This window comes from Mesorhizobium sp. USDA 4413, from assembly GCF_056280365.1.
This window is the reverse complement of the sequence record NZ_JBVPRP010000001.1, coordinates 2,063,853-2,083,213: the sequence shown is the minus strand read 5'-3', so window position 1 is coordinate 2,083,213 and position 19,361 is coordinate 2,063,853. Positions and strand designations below refer to the sequence as shown.

16 protein-coding genes are annotated in these 19,361 nt (G+C 60.2%); 8 read left to right on the top strand and 8 right to left on the bottom strand.

The window, feature by feature from the left end:
* Positions 1-33 precede the first annotated feature (33 nt).
* The 5 genes from ACVMIM_RS10220 to ACVMIM_RS10200 form a co-directional block, all read right to left on the bottom strand.
* Complete coding sequence (locus ACVMIM_RS10220; protein WP_040985637.1) at positions 34-1,113, bottom strand: ABC transporter ATP-binding protein; 1,080 nt, start codon at positions 1,111-1,113, stop codon at positions 34-36.
* Positions 1,106-2,866 (bottom strand): ABC transporter permease, encoded by a 1,761-nt coding sequence (locus ACVMIM_RS10215; RefSeq protein ID WP_476111847.1) that lies wholly within the window; start codon positions 2,864-2,866, stop codon positions 1,106-1,108. The genes ACVMIM_RS10220 and ACVMIM_RS10215 overlap by 8 nt, the downstream gene beginning before the upstream one ends.
* A 64-nt stretch (positions 2,867-2,930) precedes the next feature.
* Positions 2,931-4,151 (bottom strand): ABC transporter substrate-binding protein, encoded by a 1,221-nt coding sequence (locus tag ACVMIM_RS10210; RefSeq protein WP_476111845.1) that lies wholly within the window; start codon positions 4,149-4,151, stop codon positions 2,931-2,933.
* Positions 4,132-5,226 (bottom strand): isocitrate/isopropylmalate dehydrogenase family protein, encoded by a 1,095-nt coding sequence (locus ACVMIM_RS10205; RefSeq protein ID WP_040985643.1) that lies wholly within the window; start codon positions 5,224-5,226, stop codon positions 4,132-4,134. Before ACVMIM_RS10205 ends, ACVMIM_RS10210 begins: the two co-directional genes overlap by 20 nt.
* Positions 5,227-5,315: 89 nt before the next feature.
* Positions 5,316-6,242: a GntR family transcriptional regulator gene (locus ACVMIM_RS10200; protein ID WP_040985645.1), complete on the bottom strand. Its 927-nt coding sequence runs from the start codon at positions 6,240-6,242 to the stop codon at positions 5,316-5,318.
* Positions 6,243-6,768: 526 nt separating this feature from the next.
* Here ACVMIM_RS10200 and ACVMIM_RS10195 point away from each other — a divergent pair.
* Together ACVMIM_RS10195 and acnA are read left to right on the top strand one after the other, a co-directional pair.
* The gene (locus ACVMIM_RS10195; RefSeq protein ID WP_040985647.1) at positions 6,769-7,128 is read left to right on the top strand and encodes a hypothetical protein; all 360 of its coding nucleotides are present in this window, start codon (positions 6,769-6,771) and stop codon (positions 7,126-7,128) included.
* A gap of 37 nt (positions 7,129-7,165) precedes the next feature.
* Complete coding sequence (acnA, locus tag ACVMIM_RS10190) at positions 7,166-9,796, top strand: aconitate hydratase AcnA (RefSeq protein ID WP_082037205.1); 2,631 nt, start codon at positions 7,166-7,168, stop codon at positions 9,794-9,796.
* Between the two features lie 410 nt (positions 9,797-10,206).
* Here acnA and ACVMIM_RS10185 read toward each other — a convergent pair whose 3' ends face one another.
* Positions 10,207-10,809: an alcohol dehydrogenase catalytic domain-containing protein gene (locus ACVMIM_RS10185; protein WP_082037206.1), complete on the bottom strand. Its 603-nt coding sequence runs from the start codon at positions 10,807-10,809 to the stop codon at positions 10,207-10,209.
* A gap of 549 nt (positions 10,810-11,358) precedes the next feature.
* The gene (locus tag ACVMIM_RS10180; protein ID WP_040985649.1) at positions 11,359-12,258 is read right to left on the bottom strand and encodes a LysR family transcriptional regulator; all 900 of its coding nucleotides are present in this window, start codon (positions 12,256-12,258) and stop codon (positions 11,359-11,361) included.
* A 119-nt stretch (positions 12,259-12,377) separates the two neighbouring features.
* On the opposite strand from ACVMIM_RS10180, the gene ACVMIM_RS10175 reads away from it, so the two are divergent.
* The 6 genes from ACVMIM_RS10175 to ACVMIM_RS10150 all read left to right on the top strand — a co-directional run bounded on the left by ACVMIM_RS10175 (position 12,378) and on the right by ACVMIM_RS10150 (position 18,681).
* Complete coding sequence (locus ACVMIM_RS10175) at positions 12,378-13,616, top strand: MalY/PatB family protein (RefSeq protein ID WP_476111842.1); 1,239 nt, start codon at positions 12,378-12,380, stop codon at positions 13,614-13,616.
* Between the two features lie 10 nt (positions 13,617-13,626).
* Complete coding sequence (locus ACVMIM_RS10170; RefSeq protein WP_040985651.1) at positions 13,627-14,100, top strand: RidA family protein; 474 nt, start codon at positions 13,627-13,629, stop codon at positions 14,098-14,100.
* A gap of 108 nt (positions 14,101-14,208) precedes the next feature.
* Positions 14,209-15,225 (top strand): amino acid ABC transporter substrate-binding protein, encoded by a 1,017-nt coding sequence (locus ACVMIM_RS10165; protein ID WP_040985652.1) that lies wholly within the window; start codon positions 14,209-14,211, stop codon positions 15,223-15,225.
* Between the two features lie 114 nt (positions 15,226-15,339).
* On the top strand, positions 15,340-16,593 hold the full coding sequence (locus ACVMIM_RS10160; protein ID WP_040985653.1) for an amino acid ABC transporter permease: 1,254 nt from the start codon (positions 15,340-15,342) through the stop codon (positions 16,591-16,593).
* Between the two features lies 1 nt (position 16,594).
* The gene (locus ACVMIM_RS10155; protein ID WP_040985655.1) at positions 16,595-17,884 is read left to right on the top strand and encodes an amino acid ABC transporter permease; all 1,290 of its coding nucleotides are present in this window, start codon (positions 16,595-16,597) and stop codon (positions 17,882-17,884) included.
* Positions 17,885-17,895: 11 nt separating this feature from the next.
* Positions 17,896-18,681: an amino acid ABC transporter ATP-binding protein gene (locus ACVMIM_RS10150; protein WP_040985657.1), complete on the top strand. Its 786-nt coding sequence runs from the start codon at positions 17,896-17,898 to the stop codon at positions 18,679-18,681.
* A 190-nt stretch (positions 18,682-18,871) separates the two neighbouring features.
* Here the strand turns inward: ACVMIM_RS10150 and ACVMIM_RS10145 are convergent, their stop codons facing one another.
* Positions 18,872-19,210 (bottom strand): carboxymuconolactone decarboxylase family protein, encoded by a 339-nt coding sequence (locus ACVMIM_RS10145; protein ID WP_040985658.1) that lies wholly within the window; start codon positions 19,208-19,210, stop codon positions 18,872-18,874.
* Positions 19,211-19,361 lie beyond the last annotated feature (151 nt).

The following is a 19,361-nucleotide window of genomic DNA, read 5'->3' as shown; positions in this document are numbered from 1 at the left end:
CCGCCCGGGAGGGAGGCGGCCATCGAGCGGAGATCACTTCGGGGCCGCTGCCGCAAAGACCCAGACGCTCTCTGCGGGAATACGAGCCCAGACCTTGCCGGACGGCATCTGGCGAGGACCATGAGCCTTCGCGGCAAAATCACCGCGGCGCAGGCGATACTCCCATTTGTCGCCGAGATAGATGCTGTCATCGAGATGCATCTCGATACCTTCAGGCGCCGGGCTGTCGCTCACACTGATCTGTTCGACACGAATGACGGCGCGCGCCTCGTCAGAATCGCCAAGCCCATTTGCCTCACGCACGGTGCCGTTCAGCGACCACCCATTACCCGCGATCACAGTGGATCGGCCGGAGCGCTTCTGTATCCTTCCCTTCACTATATTGTTGGCGCCGAGGAAATCGGCCGAATAGAAGCTGTTTGGATTGGAGTAGATGTCCTGCGGCGTGCCTTGCTGCACGATGCGCCCATCCTGCAAAAGCAGGATGTTATCGGCGGCGGCGAGGGCCTCGCTCTGGTCGTGGGTGACCAGGATCGCGCAGATCTCCAGGTCCAGGATCAGCTTGCGGATCCAATAGCGCGCTTCCTCGCGCAGTTTGGCATCGAGATTGGACAGGGGCTCATCGAGAAGCAGCACCCGTGGCTCGTAAACCAGTGCCCGGCAGATCGCGACGCGCTGCTGCTGACCGCCGGAGAGCTGCGAGGGATAGCGTTCGGCGAGATGGCCGAGACCGAGACGATCAAGGATCGCCTGGACGCGCGATGCGATCTCCGCTTGCGGCACGCCCCTGAGTTTCAGGCCATATCCGACATTGTCTCGGACATTGCGATGCGGCCAGAGCGCATAGGACTGGAAGACCAGGCCGATGTTGCGCTGCTCCGGCGGCAAACCGATTTTGCGCTCGCCATCCAGAACGGTCTTGTCGCCGATGACGATCCGTCCGATCTCCGGTTGCTCCAGTCCGGCGATGCAGCGGAGCAGCGTCGTCTTGCCGCTTCCCGATGCACCAAGCAGGGCAACGATCGAGCCGCGCTCCGCCGTGAAGGAGGCGCCCTTCAGGATCTGCAGGCCGCCAAGCCATTTCTGGACGTTGTTGACAATGAGCTCAGTCATGGATGCGTGCTCCCAGTCGAAGGGCGAGCGCAAGGCCCGCGGCCGTTAGGATGATGCTTATGAGCGCGAGCGCGGCGATCGTGTTCATGGCCCCGGTCGTGAGCAGCGAAACCATCAGCGAGCCGATGACCTCTGTGCCCGCACCCATGAGATAGACGCCCGTCGCATATTCGCGCAGGAAGATGATCATGATGAGGGCCCACGCGCCGGCCAAGCCTGGCCGCACGATCGGGATCACGACATCCCACCATGTGCGACCGATCGTTGCGCCAGTCGTTCTTGCCGACTCCTCCAGCTCCGGGGAGACCTGGATAAGCGTGCCCTGCAGCAGCCTCAGGCCATAGGACAACCCGACAACGACATAGGCGACGAAGAGGCTGACCAGGGTTGGCCGCAGCGGGGTGAGGATTGGCACGAACAGGAAAACCCAGAAGAAAGCCAGTCCGACCACCAGCCCCGGCAGTGCTCGAGGCAGGAGCACGATGTAATCGAGCACCGTGTTGGAGAAACCTCGGTTGCGGTGACCCGCCAGTCCGATCAGGAGGTAGATTCCAACGGCCAGGGCGCCGCCGACAACCGACAGGAGAACGGTGTTGATCATGCCGCGCACGAGGCTCGGGACCTGCAGCATGCCGTAAAAATTCGAGAAGGTGAGCCGCTCGACAAGGTTCACACCCTCACCCCAGGCATCGACAAAGGCACGCACGGTTATGCCGCCGATCGGAAGGACAACGGACACAAACAGCCAGAGACCGATGATTGAAAGCGCGATCACCTGACCGCTGCGGCCAAGCTTCAGGCTGGAGACACGAGAGCCCTTTCCGCCGAGCGCGGCATACCGGCGGGCGTTGCGGAGCAGGCGGCGTTGCATCCACACCAGCGGCAAGGTGATGAGCACTAGGACCATCGCGACCACCGCCATCAGCTGGTAGGTCGGCGTGCCGAAAAGCGTGGTGAGCTTGTAGATGTAGGTTGTCAACACCATGATGCCGTTCGGGTCGCCCAGCACCAGCGGAATGCCGAATGTCTCGAAGCCGAGCAGGACGTTGAGCGAGGCCGCGAATACAAGTGAGGGCAGAACCATCGGCAGCGTCACATCGAGCGATACGCGCCAGATGTTAGCCCCTGCTGTCCTGGCTGCCTCCTCCAGATCGGAGGGGAGGTTTCTCATCGCAGACGACACATAGAGATAGACGTGCGGTACATGGCTGAGGCCGGCGATCGCGATCATGCCGGCCAAGCTGTAAATATTCCACGGCACGACGCCGATCAGGTCCCTGACTGCCAACGACAAAAAGCCGGTCGGCCCGACTGAGACCGTGTAGCCGAAAGCAAGGACGATCGAGGAGATGAACATCGGCACGAGCACAAGCACTTCGAGCAGGCGCTTGAAGCGGATGTCGGTACGGGTGATCAGAAAGGCGAGCAGACCGCCGAGAGGCACCGCGACAGCGACCATACCGAACGCGAACAGCGTGGTGGTCCCAAGCGCCTTGTAGAAGGTCGGATCGTTGATGATATAGGCATAGGCGTCGAGGCTGAGCACAGCGCGCGGGCTGAAAAACGGAGCGCTGAGGAAGCTCTGGAAGACTATCAGCCCGACTGGCGCGAGGACCGTCAGCGCGAGAATGCCAATCGCGATGTTCCGGAAGAGCGGTGCGTCGCCAGCCGGCCGCGCCGTATGCGGCGGAACCGGCAGGTCGACAATCGCCGCATCTGCGAGCATGGCTGCGCTGTGGTGGCTCGTAGCCATTAGCGATCCTCCCTAAAAGATGTGGCCGCGGCGACAACATTGCCGCGGCCACGACGAACACGGATCAGCCGGCGATCGCCGCCTTCCAGTCGTTGAAGAATTGGACGCGCTTGGCGGGGTCCATATATTCGAGAAGACCTTCGTCCACGGCGATCGGCTTCAGGCCGCCGCCGACCTTTTCGTTCAGCGTCTTGATGTTGAGACCGCTCGTTACATCCTCCCGCACCGAGGGCAGACCGCCTGATGCCAGCGCTTCCTGCCCTTCCTTGGACAAAGTAAAGTCGACGAATAGCTTTGCCGCATTTGGGTGAGGCGCGCCCTTGCTGATCAGGGCGAGACGGGAAAAGGCGGCGGTATAGTCCGATCCGAACGCCACGCCGAGGTTTGGGGTCTCCTTGACCCAGTCCAGCGCATAAGAACCGATGATGTTGATGGCCAGCACGTTCTCGCCGGAGACGACAGTCTCCTTCATTGATCCGGAACTCGAGTAAGTCTTCACGCCATCGGCGCCGAGCGCCTTGGCGAGATCCCAGAAATTGCTTGTCTGGCGTGCATCGTTGGTGTGGTGAAGGAAGCCCGTACCGCTCTTCTCCGGGTCGAAGGTCGCCACTTTGCCTTTCAATTCGGCTTGGTTTTCCTGGAGAAACTTGATCAGGTCGGCACGCGTTTTTGGAATGCGGTCTTCCTTCAGCGCCGTGGTGTTGTAGATCATACCGATCGGCTCGATCGTCGTGGCGTAGAGCGTATCCTGGTAGTTTGCCCAGGAGGGGATGTTACCGGCCTCGACGCTCTTGAACGGCACGGCGTATCCGTCCTTGACAAGGGTCATCTGCAGGTCCATGGCGGAGGTCCACACCACGTCCGCGGTCACCTGACCGGCCGCCGATTCCGAGATCACCTGATTGTAGGCGCCGTTCGTGCCGACGTCGTTGTACGCGATCTTAATACCGTATTTGGCGGTGAACGCATCGAGAAGCGCCTGTGCCTGCGCCGCGTCGGTCGACGTGTAGATCGTGACGGTCCCCTCCTTCTTGGCGGCATCGATCAGGGACGCGTCCTGCGCGTTGGCCGGCGACATCGCCAAGGTCACACAGACGAGCGCCGAACAGCCGGACAGTCTGCTCACTGCGGTATGCTTCATTTCACTTCTCCCATGGTTGCGCCCGTTCATTGCTCCTCCGGGCGTGCGCTGATGACGTTCTTCGTCGCCAAAACAGTTACATCTCAGTTTGGATTTATCAATCGTAAAATGCAAAGTTGGCAGTTTAAGCGCGCGCTGCCGCACGAACCGGCTCCGCTTTGATCGCCTTGGCCACGGCGGCGCCAAACGCATCCGTGTTGCTCTGCCCTCCGAGATCGCGGGTCCGGGTCGCCGGGTTGGCAAGCACCTCGTCAATCGCACGCTCGATCTCCGCGCCCGCCGCCTCGAAATTTGGCAGCCCGCGCTTCTCTCCAAGCCAGGAGAGCATCATCGCAGCGGAAAGGATGAGCGAGGTCGGGTTGGCGATGTTCTGGTTCTGGATATCGGGCGCCGAACCATGCTGAGCTTGCGCGCAGACAAGGCCGGTTTCGGCATTCGCGTTGATCGATCCGGCAAGGCCGAGACTGCCAGAAAGCTCGCTGGCGAGATCCGAAAGAATGTCTGCATAAAAGTTCGTCGTCACGATCACGTCGAACCGGGACGCATCGCGCACGAGGTGAGCTGCCATGGCGTCGATGATGTAGTCGTTGAGCTTCACCTCGGGGAATTCGGCTGCTACCTTTCGGACCTGCGTCAGGAAAAGACCGTCGGTGAGGATGAAGTTGTTCGCCTTGTGGACAGCCGTGACGCGCTTGTCGCGCTTCATCGCCAGCTCGAAAGCAGCGCGTGCGATCCGCTCACAGGCGTGCGCCGTGATCTTGCGCATGGAGAGCGCAATGTCGGGCGTCGGCATGAACTCACCACTGCCCGCATACATGTTGCGGTCTGGGTAGAAGCCTTCGGTCGCCTCGCGCATGATGACGAGGTCCATCCGCTTCGCGGTGCTGTTCAGAAACGGGCGAACGCGCGCCGGACGAACGTTTGCATAGAGGTCCAACTTGACCCTGAACCCAGCTGAAACGTTCACGCCGCCCTTGTCGCGCGCCGGATAGTCCATATGGGACTGCGGACCCAGGATAATGCCGTCATACGTACGGGCGCGCTCTATCGTCTCGTCGCGCAGGGTCGTTCCGTACTTTTCTAGGCTGGCGAAGCCGGTGTCCTCGTAGTCGTACTGCAGACCAAGACCGAATGCCTTGTTGGCCGCCTCGACCACCTCCATCGTCGCGGCGGTGATCTCCGGGCCGATGCCGTCGCACGGCGTGACCATGATCTTCATAGAACGTCTCCCTGAACACGGCGGAGCATCCGCCGAAATGCTTCATGGCGACTTTTTGGCTTTTTGAAGATTAAAATGCAATCGAAAAATTACGAGGCCGGTATTTTTTCGTGCGCGTGCTGGGACCAGGATCGCGCGATGGGTGATTTCCGCGCGAGCGCACCGGAGAGATGCTTGCGCATGGCGTAGGACGCTTCGAGGATTTCACCGCGCTCGAGCAGATCAAGGATCGCAAGGTGCTCCTCGCATTGCGTGAACAGACGATTGCGATCAACGCGCGAGCGATACTCGAGCAAACGGCGCATTTGATTGACGCGCACCAGCGACAGGTGGAAGAAGGGATTGTTCGACATCTTGATCAGCTCCTCGTGGAAGATGGAGCCGTTGTGGACCAAACGTTCGGCAGGAAGTCGCATGATGTCGGTCTCCAGCATTCGCTGCTGTAACCGTCGCTGCTCTTCAATTATTTTTCGGTCGAGCTTGAAGCTCGGTTCCAATATGGCGGCCGGTTCAATCAGCATGCGGAACCGGTAAATCTGCTCGAACGCCTCGGGTGTCTTGGCGACTGGCAGGAAGCGCCAGCCGTAGCCCTGCTTGCGCTCCGCCCAGCCCTCCCGCACTGCCCGCATAAGCATGTCACTGAGTTGCGCTTTGGTGAGGTCGTAGCGCTCCCGCAGCATGCCCTCAGTCACCTCGGCAGGGATGCGGTCCATCAGCCAATCCTCGGCGAGGCGCTGGTAATCGTTCTCCACCTCGAACGGTTTTGGCTCGTCGTTGATCGGCTCGATAATCCGGGACTCCGGAACATCTTTGACAAAAAACCCCCGATTCTCCTTCTGCTCCAGCAGTCCTTCTTCAGCGAGAATTTGCATCGCCTCGCGCACGGGCGAGCGGGAGACGCCAAACTTGTCGGCGAGATGTTGCGTGCGCAGGTGATCGCCAGAAGACAGTTCGCCCGTTGTTACGAGCAGCGAAATCTGACTGGCGATGTTCCGTGCCAAGGGGCTTGCTGGCATGAGAGCTCCGAGATGATTGCCGCGGATCTGGCGTTCAAGCGGTACAGCGATCGTGGCAAGTTTGCACGAGCTGTCGTTAAAAATCCAATCTAAAGTCGTGTCGCGACAACGAAGAGACGTGGAAATGGCAGAAGCGTTGTTGCCTCCTCCAGGATCGCATAGTGGCGCGAGCGTCTCGGTACAGCAAGGTAGGCCTTCTTTTCGGATGCGTCGAGGCGCGAGAGGTATGGACGCAGGCCAGTGCTGCTGAACCAGTCGATGATACCGTCCAGTCCTTTGAGAGGATGGTGATAGATCGTCCAGACTTCCACCCGCCGGCAGAGCGGGCGGAGAATGCCGTAATAATTCTGAGTCCTCTCGATCGACGTTCGCTCGGTGTCCCTTCTGCCAGCCGGCCCGCCCACCGCGGATCCCGTGCAACCTCCCGCATGCCACGGTGAGTGGATTCGTTAAGATTGTCAGGCACCTGGGTTGCCAGAATTCCGCCGCTTTTCAACAGGTTGACAAGCCTCGGCAGCAGCGCACGATGATCCGGAAGCCATTGCAGCACGGCGTTCGCGAAGATTACGTCCTGCGGCTCTTCAGGCGCCAGTCCTGTATAGCCTGCACTGCAAACTCAACGTTCGGCAGTCGGGCGCACGCGGCTTCGATCATCGAAGGCGACGAGTCGATGCCCGCGACTCGTGCTCGGCTAACGGCCCAGCAGTTCGGTCGAATTTCCCGGCCCGCATCCAATATCTGTGACAAACTCCATGTCCTCATTGGAAACCGCACCAAGAAGGTCGATGGGCCGCGTCCGATGATCGCCGAATTGCAGTATTTCGCGGCAGACCAGTCGCTGCGCATGAAAGCCTCGCTTGACATCGACTCTAGTTTGGTTTTTTAAGCTATAAAATCCAATACTACAAGGTGAGGAACCTGGCATGATCAGAATGCAGGTCGAGAGCCATGGCCGGCAGCTGACCGCGATCGACATGGGGAAGGCGCTGGGTTCCAAGTTCGAGCGGCTGCCCTTCGTGCTGCGTGTCCTTCTCGAGAACAACCTAAGACACCAGCCTCACGAGGCTGAGCGGCTGCTGGAGGTCTTCAGCCAGTGGCTACGCCTTGGAGAGAGCCAGGCAGAAATTCCATTCCATCCGGGTCGGCTGTTGATGCATGACACGACCTGCGTTCCCGCCCTGGTCGACATTGCCGCAATGCGCGACGCGATTGCTGAAGCGGGAGGCGATCCCGCCCTCCTTGCCCCAAGAATCAGGGTTGATGTGTCTGTCGACCACAGCATCGGCGTGGATCGCTTTGGTACCGCCGATGCTCTCCGCTTCAACCTGGCCAAGGAACTGGAGCGCAATGCGGAGCGCTACCGGCTGATGAAGTGGGCGACCAAAGCCCTTCCCGGCCTTAGCGTTCATCCGCCCGGTACTGGCATCATGCACACGATCAACCTTGAGCAACTGGCAACCGTGGTCGCAATCGAGAAGCGCGACAATGTCGAGTGGGCGGTGCCTGATACCCTGATCGGAACGGACAGCCACACGCCGATGATCAACGGCATCGGCGTACTGGCCTGGGGCGTGGGCGGACTCGAGGCCGAAAGCGTCATCTTCGGAATGCCGGTCATGCTCAGGATGCCGGAGGTCATAGGTGTGCGCCTCGTGGGGCGGCTGCAGAGCGGAACTCTCTCGACCGACCTAGCTCTGGCCGTGACCGAGCGGCTGAGGTCGTTCGGCGTCGCCGGGAAATTCGTAGAGTTCTTCGGGCCAGGCGTGTCTACACTTTCGGCAGGCGACCGAGCCGTGGTGGCGAACATGGCCCCCGAGTACGGGGCTACCACCGGCTTTTTCCCAGTCGATGCCAATACCGTTGCCTATCTCCGCCAGACAGGAAGAAGCGATGAGCTCGCTGCTCGCGTCGAGAATGTCGCCAAGGCACAGGGCCTTTGGTTCGAGCCCGATACAAACCCGCGATACACCGACGAGCTCACGATCGATCTCAGCGCGCTTCGCCCGAGCTTGGCCGGGCCACGCCGACCGCAGGATCGCCTCGAGCCAGCGAACGTGCAGCCCGCCCTTGAACGCGCCTGCGGAAAAAAGCTGAGCCGACAGGTCACATTCAAGTCCATTCCCGAAGGCGCCGTCGCAATCGCTGCGATAACTAGTTGCACCAACACGTCGGATCCGTCACTCCTGATTGCTGCGGGGCTGCTGGCGCGCAAGGCGCGGCAGCTTGGACTGAGACCGCCCCATTGGGTCAAGACATCGCTTGCTCCGGGCTCGCCGGCGGCGGTCCGCTACCTGGAGCGATCAGGTCTACTCGAAGACCTTGAGGCAATCGGCTTCAGCATTGTCGGCTTAGGTTGCACGACCTGCATCGGCAATTCAGGTCCCCTCCCCCTCGAGATGCAAGCCGCCATCGACGGCGGGATCACGGCCGTTGCCGTCTTGTCGGGAAACCGCAACTTTCCAGGGAGGGTGCATCCGTCCCTCAAGGATGGATTCCTGGCTTCACCGCCGATGATTGTTGCGTTCGCACTTGCCGGAGACGTGTTGCGCGACATCGCGACCGACCCCATCGCAAAGGACGCCGATGGCAACGAGGTCCATCTCGCTGACCTTTGGCCCGACCAAGCCGAAGTCGCGAAGCATGTGAGAGCCCATGTTTTCGGCGCCGATAGTCCTGAGGCGTTCAGCGAGGCGGCCGAAAATCCCCTTTGGCAAAAGCTGGACTTTCCGCAAAGCGCGCGTTTCCCGTGGTCGGATACGTCCACCTACATTCGTCGGCCGCCGTTCGCGACTGCGGGTGTGTCGAGCTGCCTTGGAAAATATGCCGCCGTGCCTTTGCTGGTCCTCGGCGACGACATCACCACAGACCATATATCGCCGGCTGGACAGATAGCGTCCACAAGCTACGCCGGCCGACATCTTATCGATCGAGGCGAAAATCCCTCCAGCCTGAACGTGTTCGCCTCCAGACGGGGCAATTGGAAAGTGATGGTCCGTGGCCTGTTCGACAATAGGGCTTCGGTGAACCTGCTCATTCCAGATGCCGATCCTGGCAGCACAATTCACGGACCCACCGGCGACATCGGCCGCTTGTGGGAAATCGCCAAACGCTACCAGGCGAGCGGAACCAGCACGATTATCGTCGCGGGCGAGCGGTACGGTGCCGGCTCTTCGCGAGACTGGGCTGCCAAGGGGGTTGCAATGCTCGGCGTCCGCGCGGTCATTGCCAAGAGCTTCGAACGCATCCACCGGTCTAACCTGATCGGGATGGGGGTCCTCCCGATCACCATTTCGGCGGCTGACGCGCAGTCGATCGGCGGACTTGGGACAAACGATCAAATCATTGTCGATGCCGCGAGCATCACACCACGCTCTGCAATCGAAATCGACGTGCGTCGATCAGAAGGGGTGTCTGCGCGGTTGGGCGGAACGGCAGCAGTAGAGACTGGTTTAGAAGTCGATATACTTGCTGCAGGCGGAATGATCCCGCTCATCCTTTCCAAGGTGTTGACCGCGACAGACAAAGGCCGACACACTGCCACCGCCTCTGCATGACGGCCACCTTTTCGGAGGACGTGAATGTCCGCTTCGCCTTGCGGTCGAAAAGTTCAGTGCGCCAATTGAACGGCAATGCTGATCACATCTCACGTTCGGCAATTTCGAGTGCTCTGAAGGTACAGATTGTGACGTCAGGTTGGCAGATCTTGTGGCGGCAGCGGCGATCGGAAGACGAGCTACTATGAACAGGTGTTCGCTGATCCTTCGATCGCGACGATCAATGTGGATCACCGGCGAGCCGGGGCAGTGAGTTTCCGCCACCTCGTTGCCGATCCTGAACGGCATGCATTGAACGATGGGGCGGGCTTGGGACTCCGTGCTGCCGGCCAACGTGAACGATGAACGGGCGGGAGAAGTCGTCATTGATGAGACATGGGCCCTCTCTTTTTCGAAGAACACCATCCACTTCACACCTGACGGATCTCAGGGTCGTCCTCGGCCGCCGCGTCTTGCGATAATGTGTTCATCAGCGAGCGCGCATCCTTCAGCAAATTGAAAGCAACTGTTTTTTCTTTCCTGAATGGTTTGCCGGTGATCGAACTTGGCCCGCGCCTCGCACGCTGCCCGCCATGCATGGCCATTGGATCATTGGCATATCCAAGATGCACGAGCCGACCTGGTGGCGCTAGGCCGGCTAAAAGCGCCGATACGATCGAAGTGCCGCAAGCGCTGGTTTTGCCGCAGAGCTGAAATTGTCCCCGTCGGCAATCCGGGCATGCATAGCAACAGTCCTCAAGACTTCCAATGCCGACCCGCTGCCCGAGTTTCCAAACCGAAGGCACACGCTCGCCCAACGCCATGATGCGCCCCTCCATCTCATGACCCGCCCCCTGGCGCGGCTGCAATGCTGGATCAGCGCTTTCTGTGTCAGGGCTACGTGTGTCGTCACAGACCTCGCAAGCCTCCACCTTGATCAGCAATTGGCCGGCTCCCGGAACGGGCGTTGCATGTTCGACTAGCTCCAGCGTGCCGGGGACTGTTATCTGCAGAACGCGATGGCCCGGCGTCATTGTGCCGCTCTCGTGCAGAGAGGGGAAAACGCCGCAAGCTCTGCCGCGTCCACCGCGCCTGCAGTTAGGGCCATGAGGCGTGCGCTAGGTTGAATTGCGTCGGCCGAGACCTTGGAGGCCAGTTCAGCGATCAACGCAGTGCGGCTTTCAGGTCGCATAGACTAGAGCATCTGACGCTTCGCCAGCCGATAAGGCTGCGGCCCGTTGCTAGAGATTCCGCGATCGAGGCTGTCGCCCACCAATCCTGCGCGGTATGGGGGGCGCGCCGCAGTCAGCTCAGCCGAGCAGCCGCCGACGTTGAGAACGGTATCGGACATGAGACATCCGGGTTTCGGCAATGCCTCTGCTTTTGGGTCTATGATTGCTTTCGAGCAAACAGGAACATCTTTCACGACGCAAAGAAAAACTTTGCCTTTTGCTATGCGCCGGACACTTCCTCGTGAAGCCAGCGCCAAAACGGTTGTGCCTTAGACGTAAGGGGCGGTCGGTCCTATAGCAAACGTAGTAGGCGAGGGGCTACGGCTGGGTTTCGAAACTGAATTTGAGCAATCACCGGTATGGATTAGCACCCATTTCCTGGGCAAGCTTCAGGAATCCGTCGATGTAGAAGGTCCTCTCCTCGCCGCGCCTCACACCAAGGTTGATGCTCTTCCGGATGCCGGAATCTCCCAGGCGCAGTGCGCGTATCGGCAGGCCGGATGCATCCTCGTGCAGGAGCCAATCGGGAAGAACCGTCACGCCCCGGCCCGCGCATACCAGTTGCAGCATCAGGTCGATGGTCTCCGCAGTGCGATGTTGACGCGGCCTGCAATGCGCCGGAACAAGGAAGCGGGTGTAGATGTCCAGGCGCTCCAACGTGACGGGTACTGTAATCAACTCTTCGTCCAGGAGATCTTGCGGTTCAACGCAGGCTCGGCTGGCAAGGGGGTGAGCCTCATGCACCATCAGAACGAGCTCGTAATCGAACACGGGAGTGAACAGTAGTTCCGGCGTCTCCACCGGATCCGGCGTTATCAACAGGTCAATCTCATAACCCAGCAGCGCTTCGACCCCGTCGAAGCGGAAGGCGGTGCGCACGTCGAAGTCCACGTCGGGCCATTGTGTCAGATAGGGAGTTGCAATTCTCGTCAGCCATCGCTGGCAGGGATGACACTCCATGCCGACGCGAAGCACTCCCCTCCTCCCCAGCGCGAAGTCCGTCAGGATACGCTGCGCGTGCTCCATCTGCGGCAAGACGCGCTCGGCAACGGTCAGCAAGTACTCGCCCGCCTGCGTCAACCGCAGGCCTCGTCCGGTCTTCATCCAGATCTTGATGCCGTGCCGTTCTTCGAACTTGGCGATCGTATGGCTCAAAGCCGACTGGGTGACATTCAGCTTCTCCGCAGCCGCGGTGACGCTGCCCCGACGGCTTACTTCCCTAAGGATCGCAAGGTGCTGCCGATCGATCATTATGAACCCTGTTCATGAGTAAATGAAATCATACCATTTCCACTCATAATGCGATGCCATTAACCTTCCGTCAATCGGCCCTGCAGGGCCGTCCCAAGGCCAGGAAGGAAGGAACCGCTGTGACGAAGCTCGCACTTGCCCACCAACTCCACCCGGAGCATGCGCGGGCGGCGTCTGTTTTCGACGAAATTGTCGACCGCAAGAACAGCAACTCCATGAAATGGGCCTGTGCAAGCAAGCTTTTGGCGCCGGACGAAGCTGCGGCCGACCCCTTGCCGATGTGGGTGGCCGACACCGACTTCAAGGCGCCTCATGCCGTCATCGACGCGCTCCATGCGGCGGTCGACCATGGCGTCTTCGGTTATCCCGGTGGCGCGACCGCATCCTATGTTGACGCTGTCGTCGGTTGGCAGCAGCGACGGTTCGGTTGGGACGTCGCCAAGGAATGGATCCTCCAGACCTCCGGCATCATCACGACGCTGAAGACCGCGGTGCAGGCTTTCTCAGCGCCGGGCGACACCATTTTGATCCAGCCGCCGGTCTACGCGCATTTCCATAACGATGTCCTGCTGAACGGCCGTCACTTGGCCTATGCGCCGCTCGAATTCACCGGCGATGGCTACCGCTTCAACGAGCAGACTTTCGAGGCTGCCATCCGCGCCAACACGAAGATCTTTATCTTAAGCCACCCACACAATCCTACCGGAAACGTGTGGTCCGAAAATGAACTGCGGACCATGGGCGAAATCTGCGCCCGCAAAGGCGTTCTGGTCATTTCGGACGAGATCCACGAGGATCTCATCCTCGATCCGGCCAAAAAGCACATCCCGTTTGCCTCGCTCGGCGAAGAGTTCGCCCAAAACAGCATCACCTGCACGGCGCCGAGCAAGACATTCAACCTGCCCGGCCTGCAGAGCGCTAATGTTTTCATCCCGAACAGGCGGCTCCGGGAAGAGCTGCGCCGCCAGTACGAGCGCAACGTCTTCGAGCTGGTCAACGTATTGGGGATGGTTGCCGCCGAAGCCGCCTATGCCCATGGCGAGCCGTGGCTGGAGGAAATGCTGGCCTATTTGCGTGCCAATCACGCGCACTTCGCCGACGCGATCAACGATGCGGATTCACGCCTGAAGGTACTTCCAACCGACTCCCTCTACCTGGCGTGGATGGATTGCCGCGGTCTCGGAATGGATGCCGAAGCCCTGAACAGATTCATGCTGACCAAGGCGCGCGTCTGGCTCGACAAGGGCCAGAAGTTCGGGGTCGAGGGGCATGGGTTCATGCGCGTCAATCTCGGCTGCCCGCGTGCGGTCGTCGACGAGGCGATCGGGCGCATCACCGCCGCCGTCGCCGAGTTTTGAGGACGAGCCGATGTCTCAGACGATTGAACGGCGCCTGGATGAACTCGGGATCGAATTGCCGGCAGCGACAAAGTCCGTAGCGAACTACCTCCCGGCGGCGGAGACCGGAAGCATCGTTCTCACGTCGGGCCAGTTGCCACTCGCCGATGGCAAATTGATTGCGAGGGGGCTGCTCGGAAGGGAGCTCGACGTGGCGGCCGGTACGCTAGCCGCCAAACAGTGTGCCTTGAACATCCTCGCTCAGGCAAAGGGCTGTCTTGGCAGCCTCGAGAGGATCGCCAGGATCGTCAAGATCACAGTCTTCGTCGCCTCGGCCGCCGATTTCACGGAACAACATCTCGTCGCCAACGGCGCGTCGGATCTTCTCGTCGCGGTCTTTGGCGAGAAGGGCAAGCACGCGCGCTCCGCCGTCGGTGTGGCGGCGCTTCCGATGAACGCGCCCGTCGAAATCGAAGCCATCATCGAGATTGCTCCAGAACAATAAGCGTCTTCGATCCGACAAGACCGAACCAGTGGGAACTCAACCGATCCGAGTGGCGGAGAATTGGGCAAAAAAGCCACCGCTGCCGGATCACAAACCGGGAGAATGAAAATGAAAATGACGATCGCCCTTGCCACGCTTGCAGCGGCAACGCTGACGGCCGGTATCGCTTCGGCCGGCACGATGGCCGACGTTCAAGCGCGTGGTAAGCTGAATTGTGGTGTGACCGGCGGTCAGGCCGGCTTCTCCGCTCCGGATGCGTCCGGGGCCTGGCATGGCATGGACGTGGACTACTGCCGGGCTGTCGCGGCTGCAGTCCTTAAAGACCCCAATGCGGTGACCTTCGTTCCCACGACTGGGCAAACGCGGTTCACCGCACTTGCCTCCGGCGAGATCGACATTCTGTCCCGCACCACGACCTGGACATTTTCGCGCGATGTGGACCTGAAGTTCACATTCGCGGGTGTGAACTACTACGACGGTCAGGCTTTCATGGTGCCGAAATCCCTCGGTGCCAAGAGCGCAAGGGATCTGAACGGCGCCACCGTTTGCATTCAGACCGGGACCACCACCGAGCTGAACCTCGCGGAATATTTCCGCAAGAACAACATGAAGTATGACCCGGTTCCCGTCGAGAACAACGGCGACGTCCAGCAGAAATATCTTGCCGGTGCTTGTGACGTGATCACGAGTGACGGGTCCGACCTGGCATCGACCCGGTCGAGCTTCAAGGATCCACAGGATCACATCATCCTCCCGGATGTCATTTCGAAGGAGCCGTTGGGTCCCCTTGTCCGCCAGGGTGACGATCAATGGGCTGACGTGGCGCGCTGGACCTTGAATGCGCTTCTGGCGGCTGAGGAGCTCGGCATAACATCCGAGAACGTGGAGAAGCTTTCCGCGGGCACGGATAACCCGGAAGTCAATCGCCTCCTGGGCAAAGAGGATAAGCTGGGAGAAATGCTGGGGCTGGATCCGGCTTGGGCGAAACGGGCGATCGCATCCGTGGGAAACTACGGGGAAATCTTCGCCAGGAACGTTGGCGACAAGACGCCGATTGGATTGGCCCGCGGCCAGAACGCGCTCTGGACGCAAGGCGGCCTGATGTATCCGCTGCCGTTCCGCTGAAAAAACGTCTCGAGGCGCGGGCTTGCCCCGCGCCTTTCGTTTTCCGCCCCTGCAAGCCCACAACGCACAACCAAACGCCGAAGGTAGCGCAGCGAACCTTCAGGGAGATCACTCATGGCCATGAAAAGCGCGGCTCCCCGCGAGCCCTTTCACCTGAGCATGCTCTTCAATGACACCCGTTATAGGGCCCGATCGATCCAGGTCATCGCGTTCATCATGCTCGTCCTTGCGGCTGCCTGGCTCGTCGACAACACGGTCCACAATCTGGCTGCCCTTGGAAAGAACTTCTCGTTTGGATTTCTGTGGAGCACGGCGGGTTATGACATCTCGCCGCACGCCATCGAGTATTCGAGCACAAGCTCTCATGCCCGTGCCGCCGTCGTCGGTTTGCTCAACACGCTGATCGTAGCGGCAATGGCCTGCGTGACCGCGACGGTCCTTGGCGTGTTGGCCGGGGTGCTCCGGCTTTCCAACAACTGGATCGTCGCTCGTCTGATGACCGTCTATGTCGAAAGCTTCCGCAACGTGCCGGCACTCCTTTGGATCGTTGTGGTCGCCGCGATCATGTCGCAGGCGATGCCGACGCCCAGCGCGTTCCGCGGCGACAATCCCACGGCTTCCATGATCCTGTGGGACAGCGTCGCTGTCACCAACCGCGGCATCTATCTGCCGGTTCCCGATTTCTCCCGCAGCCTAGGTCAACTCAATAGCGCATTTGGCGCCCTTGACCTCAACTATGCTGCGGTCCTCTGTGTGCTCGCGATTTCGGTATTGGCCCGTCGAAGCCTGGTCGAGCGTGCTCAACGGGTCCAAAGCGCGAGCGGAGAGCGTCCGGCAACCTGGTGGAAAAGCCTGCTCGTTTTCGCGCTGCCGATGATCACTCTGCTTTACGCGCTGGGTTTCCATCTTGAGTATCCCGCCCTGAAGGGCTTGAACTTTTCTGGCGGGCTGCTGCTGCGCAATTCCTTCATTGCGCTCTGGATCGGGCTCAGTGTCTATAGCGGCGCGTTCATCGCCGAAAACGTTCGCTCTGGAATACTTGCGATTTCCCGAGGGCAGACGGAAGCTGCTCATGCACTTGGGCTTTCGCCGAGACGAACCATGCGTCTCGTGATCCTGCCGCAGGCCTTGCGGATCATCGTGCCTCCGCTCATTTCGCAATACCTCGACATCACCAAGAACACATCGTTGGGCCTGGCGGTCGGCTATATGGATCTGCGCTCGACGCTCGGCGGCATCACCATCAACCAGACCGGTCGAGAACTGGAGGCGATGCTTTTGATGATGCTGATCTACGTTAGCATCAGCCTGATCATCTCGGGCATCATGAACGTCTACAACAGTCGCGTCAGACTGCAGGAGCGCTAACATGAACCTGCACAACGTCTCCTGGGTGCGCCAGGAAATGGTTCTCCCTTCGGCAAGGCCAGCCGGCCAAGGTGGTCCGCGGGAATGGATGAGGAAGAATCTCTTCGATGGCTGGCTTAGCACGTTGCTGACCGTGGCATCGGTGACCGCGATCGCGTGGCTCATCGTGGCCATCGCTCCTTGGCTAGGCAATTCCATCTGGAAAGCCAACTCGCTCGCCGAATGTCGGCAGCTCCTCGACGGAGCGCCAGGCGCGTGCTGGGGTGTAATTCGCGACCGTTGGCCGCAACTTCTGTTCGGCTTCTACCCTGCGGATCTTTATTGGCGCCCGGTTCTCGCCTTCGCGCTGCTGTTGGCGGCGCTGGCGCCGGTTCTGTTCCGCGCCCTGCCGTCTCGCACGCTCTGGTTCAGCGCCGTCTACCCGGGCCTTGCGGGCTGGCTGATCTGGGGCGGAAGCCTGTGGTTTCCGGTCGCCGTCTACCTCGGCTTCGCTGTCGCCGCCGGCCTGTTTGCGTCGACAGCACGCGCCAGTCAAGGGCTTGGCCTGAGCGTCGCCGGTCTCGGAGCGGCGCTCTGGTGGGTCTACGCCGCCCAGCCTTTTTCATCGGCTGCAAACGCTGTCATCCCGATTGTGCTCGAGGCTGTCCCCTCGCGCGAGATCGGAGGGTTTCTGCTGTCGATCATCATCGGCGTGACCGGCATCGCAACGTCGTTGCCGCTCGGCATCTTGCTCGCGCTTGGCCGTCGCTCGGGTTTGCCGCTGATCTATATGCTGAGCGTCGTGTTCATCGAATTCATTCGTGGCGTGCCGCTCATCACGCTGCTGTTCACCGCATCGCTGCTGTTGAACTATTTCCTGCCGCCCGGCACCAACTTCGACCTCATCCTGCGCGTAGTGATCATGGTGACGCTCTTTGCCAGCGCTTATATGGCCGAGGTCATCCGCGGGGGCCTCGCCGGCCTGCCGTGCGGCCAGTATGAGGCCGCGGAGGCTCTGGGTCTGGATTACTGGAAGGCCCAGCGCCTCATCATCCTGCCGCAGGCTCTCAAGATCTCCATTCCGGGGATCGTGAATACTTTCATCGGTCTATTCAAGGACACGACACTCGTCATGTTCATCGGTCTTCTCGACCCCATCGCCCTTGCCGCGGCCATCCGCGCCAACACGGAGTGGCAAGGTATCTACTGGGAACTCTTCATCTTCATTGGAGCTGTGTTCTTCATCTTCTGCTTCGGCATGTCGCGCTATTCCATGTATCTTGAGCGCCGGCTGAAGACGGATCATCGTTAGGAGAAATGCGCATGAGCAAGACGTTACGTGGGCTTTCGCCCGAAAACCGCCGCGGCCTTTCAGAAACGGCCGTCGAGATCACATCCATGAACAAGTGGTACGGTGATTTTCATGCGCTGCGAGACATTAATCTGACCGTGCGCCGCGGCGAGCGGATCGTCATTTGCGGGCCATCCGGCTCCGGCAAATCGACCATGATCCGCTGCATCAACAGGCTCGAGGAACATCAGTCAGGCAAAATTGTTGTCGATGGAATCGAATTGACAAGCGACCTGAAGAAGATCGAGGAAGTCCGCCGCGAAGTCGGGATGGTGTTCCAGCACTTCAATCTCTTTCCTCACCTGACGATCCTCGAGAACTGCACCCTCGCCCCGATCTGGGTCCGCAAGGTGCCAGAAAGGCAAGCCAAAGAGATCGCCATGCACTTCCTTGAAAAGGTCAGGATACCGGATCAGGCGCATAAATATCCGGGGCAGCTTTCGGGCGGTCAGCAGCAGCGCGTGGCGATCGCGCGTTCTTTATGCATGAAGCCACGCATCATGCTGTTCGATGAACCGACTTCGGCTCTCGATCCGGAGATGATCAAGGAAGTGCTCGACACCATGATTGCGCTCGCCGACGAGGGCATGACGATGCTGTGCGTCACTCATGAGATGGGGTTTGCGCAGGCAGTGGCCGACCGTGTGATCTTCATGGATCAGGGCCAGATCGTAGAGCAGAACGAACCGAGGGCATTCTTCAGCGCGCCGCGATCGGAACGCACGCGCACCTTCCTCGGGCAGATCCTGGGCCACTGACGAAGCCGTCAGTGAGGTGGAGCACCGAGGAGCGAGCGGGCGACCTGAGATCCGCAGCAGAGAGATCGCCAGCCTTCCCCAAGAGAGGGAGATGGCCCCTGCACTGCGGGATAGAGGGTGATGCGCGCTTGGGTGCTGGCGGAGACGGATCGTATGCGCCCTTCCCCGCCTTGTTTGCGTGCTGAGGCCATCAGCCGTCAGCGGTGTCGAAGGCATCCAGTACGCGCGAGGAATAGACCAGAGCCGCTCCCGCGTTCAAAGCGATCGCCACGCCAAGCGCTTCAGCGATTTCCTCGCGCGTTGCGCCAACCTTTGCGGCTTCGGCGGTGTGGCTCGCAATGCAGCCGTCGCAGCGTGTCGTGACCGCGACGGCAAGCGCGATCAACTCGCGGGTCTTGGCGTCCAGGCGCGCGGTCTTGTTGCCTGCACCACCGAGCGCCCGAACCCCCTCAAGGGTGGCGGGGGACAGTTGCCCCAGCTCGCTCACCCGCGACGACAGTTGCTTCCGGTATTTCGCCCATTCGAGCATTCGAAACTTCTCCATAAATCGGGACTGATGATCAGGCAAATACGTGAGCAAACAGCGAGGTATCACCTGGATCCGTCGCAGGCATACCCAAGAAGCTTCATGAGCAGAAATGGCATCTTCTCACGCAATCATGAGAACGCGTCATCCGATC

Excerpts from the sequence above, each read along its gene's own strand:
- ACVMIM_RS10200 (WP_040985645.1), bottom strand. The coding sequence starts at position 6,242 with ATGCCAGCAAGCCCCTTGGCACGGAACATCGCCAGTCAGATTTCGCTG.
- ACVMIM_RS10185 (WP_082037206.1), bottom strand. The coding sequence starts at position 10,809 with ATGACGCCGGGCCATCGCGTTCTGCAGATAACAGTCCCCGGCACGCTG.
- ACVMIM_RS10165 (WP_040985652.1), top strand. The coding sequence starts at position 14,209 with ATGAAAATGACGATCGCCCTTGCCACGCTTGCAGCGGCAACGCTGACG.
- ACVMIM_RS10160 (WP_040985653.1), top strand. The coding sequence starts at position 15,340 with ATGGCCATGAAAAGCGCGGCTCCCCGCGAGCCCTTTCACCTGAGCATG.
- ACVMIM_RS10205 (WP_040985643.1), bottom strand. The coding sequence starts at position 5,226 with ATGAAGATCATGGTCACGCCGTGCGACGGCATCGGCCCGGAGATCACC.
- ACVMIM_RS10215 (WP_476111847.1), bottom strand. The coding sequence starts at position 2,866 with ATGGCTACGAGCCACCACAGCGCAGCCATGCTCGCAGATGCGGCGATT.
- ACVMIM_RS10195 (WP_040985647.1), top strand. The coding sequence starts at position 6,769 with ATGATCCGGAAGCCATTGCAGCACGGCGTTCGCGAAGATTACGTCCTG.
- ACVMIM_RS10170 (WP_040985651.1), top strand. The coding sequence starts at position 13,627 with ATGTCTCAGACGATTGAACGGCGCCTGGATGAACTCGGGATCGAATTG.
- ACVMIM_RS10220 (WP_040985637.1), bottom strand. The coding sequence starts at position 1,113 with ATGACTGAGCTCATTGTCAACAACGTCCAGAAATGGCTTGGCGGCCTG.
- acnA (WP_082037205.1), top strand. The coding sequence starts at position 7,166 with ATGATCAGAATGCAGGTCGAGAGCCATGGCCGGCAGCTGACCGCGATC.
- ACVMIM_RS10145 (WP_040985658.1), bottom strand. The coding sequence starts at position 19,210 with ATGCTCGAATGGGCGAAATACCGGAAGCAACTGTCGTCGCGGGTGAGC.
- ACVMIM_RS10180 (WP_040985649.1), bottom strand. The coding sequence starts at position 12,258 with ATGATCGATCGGCAGCACCTTGCGATCCTTAGGGAAGTAAGCCGTCGG.
- ACVMIM_RS10150 (WP_040985657.1), top strand. The coding sequence starts at position 17,896 with ATGAGCAAGACGTTACGTGGGCTTTCGCCCGAAAACCGCCGCGGCCTT.
- ACVMIM_RS10155 (WP_040985655.1), top strand. The coding sequence starts at position 16,595 with ATGAACCTGCACAACGTCTCCTGGGTGCGCCAGGAAATGGTTCTCCCT.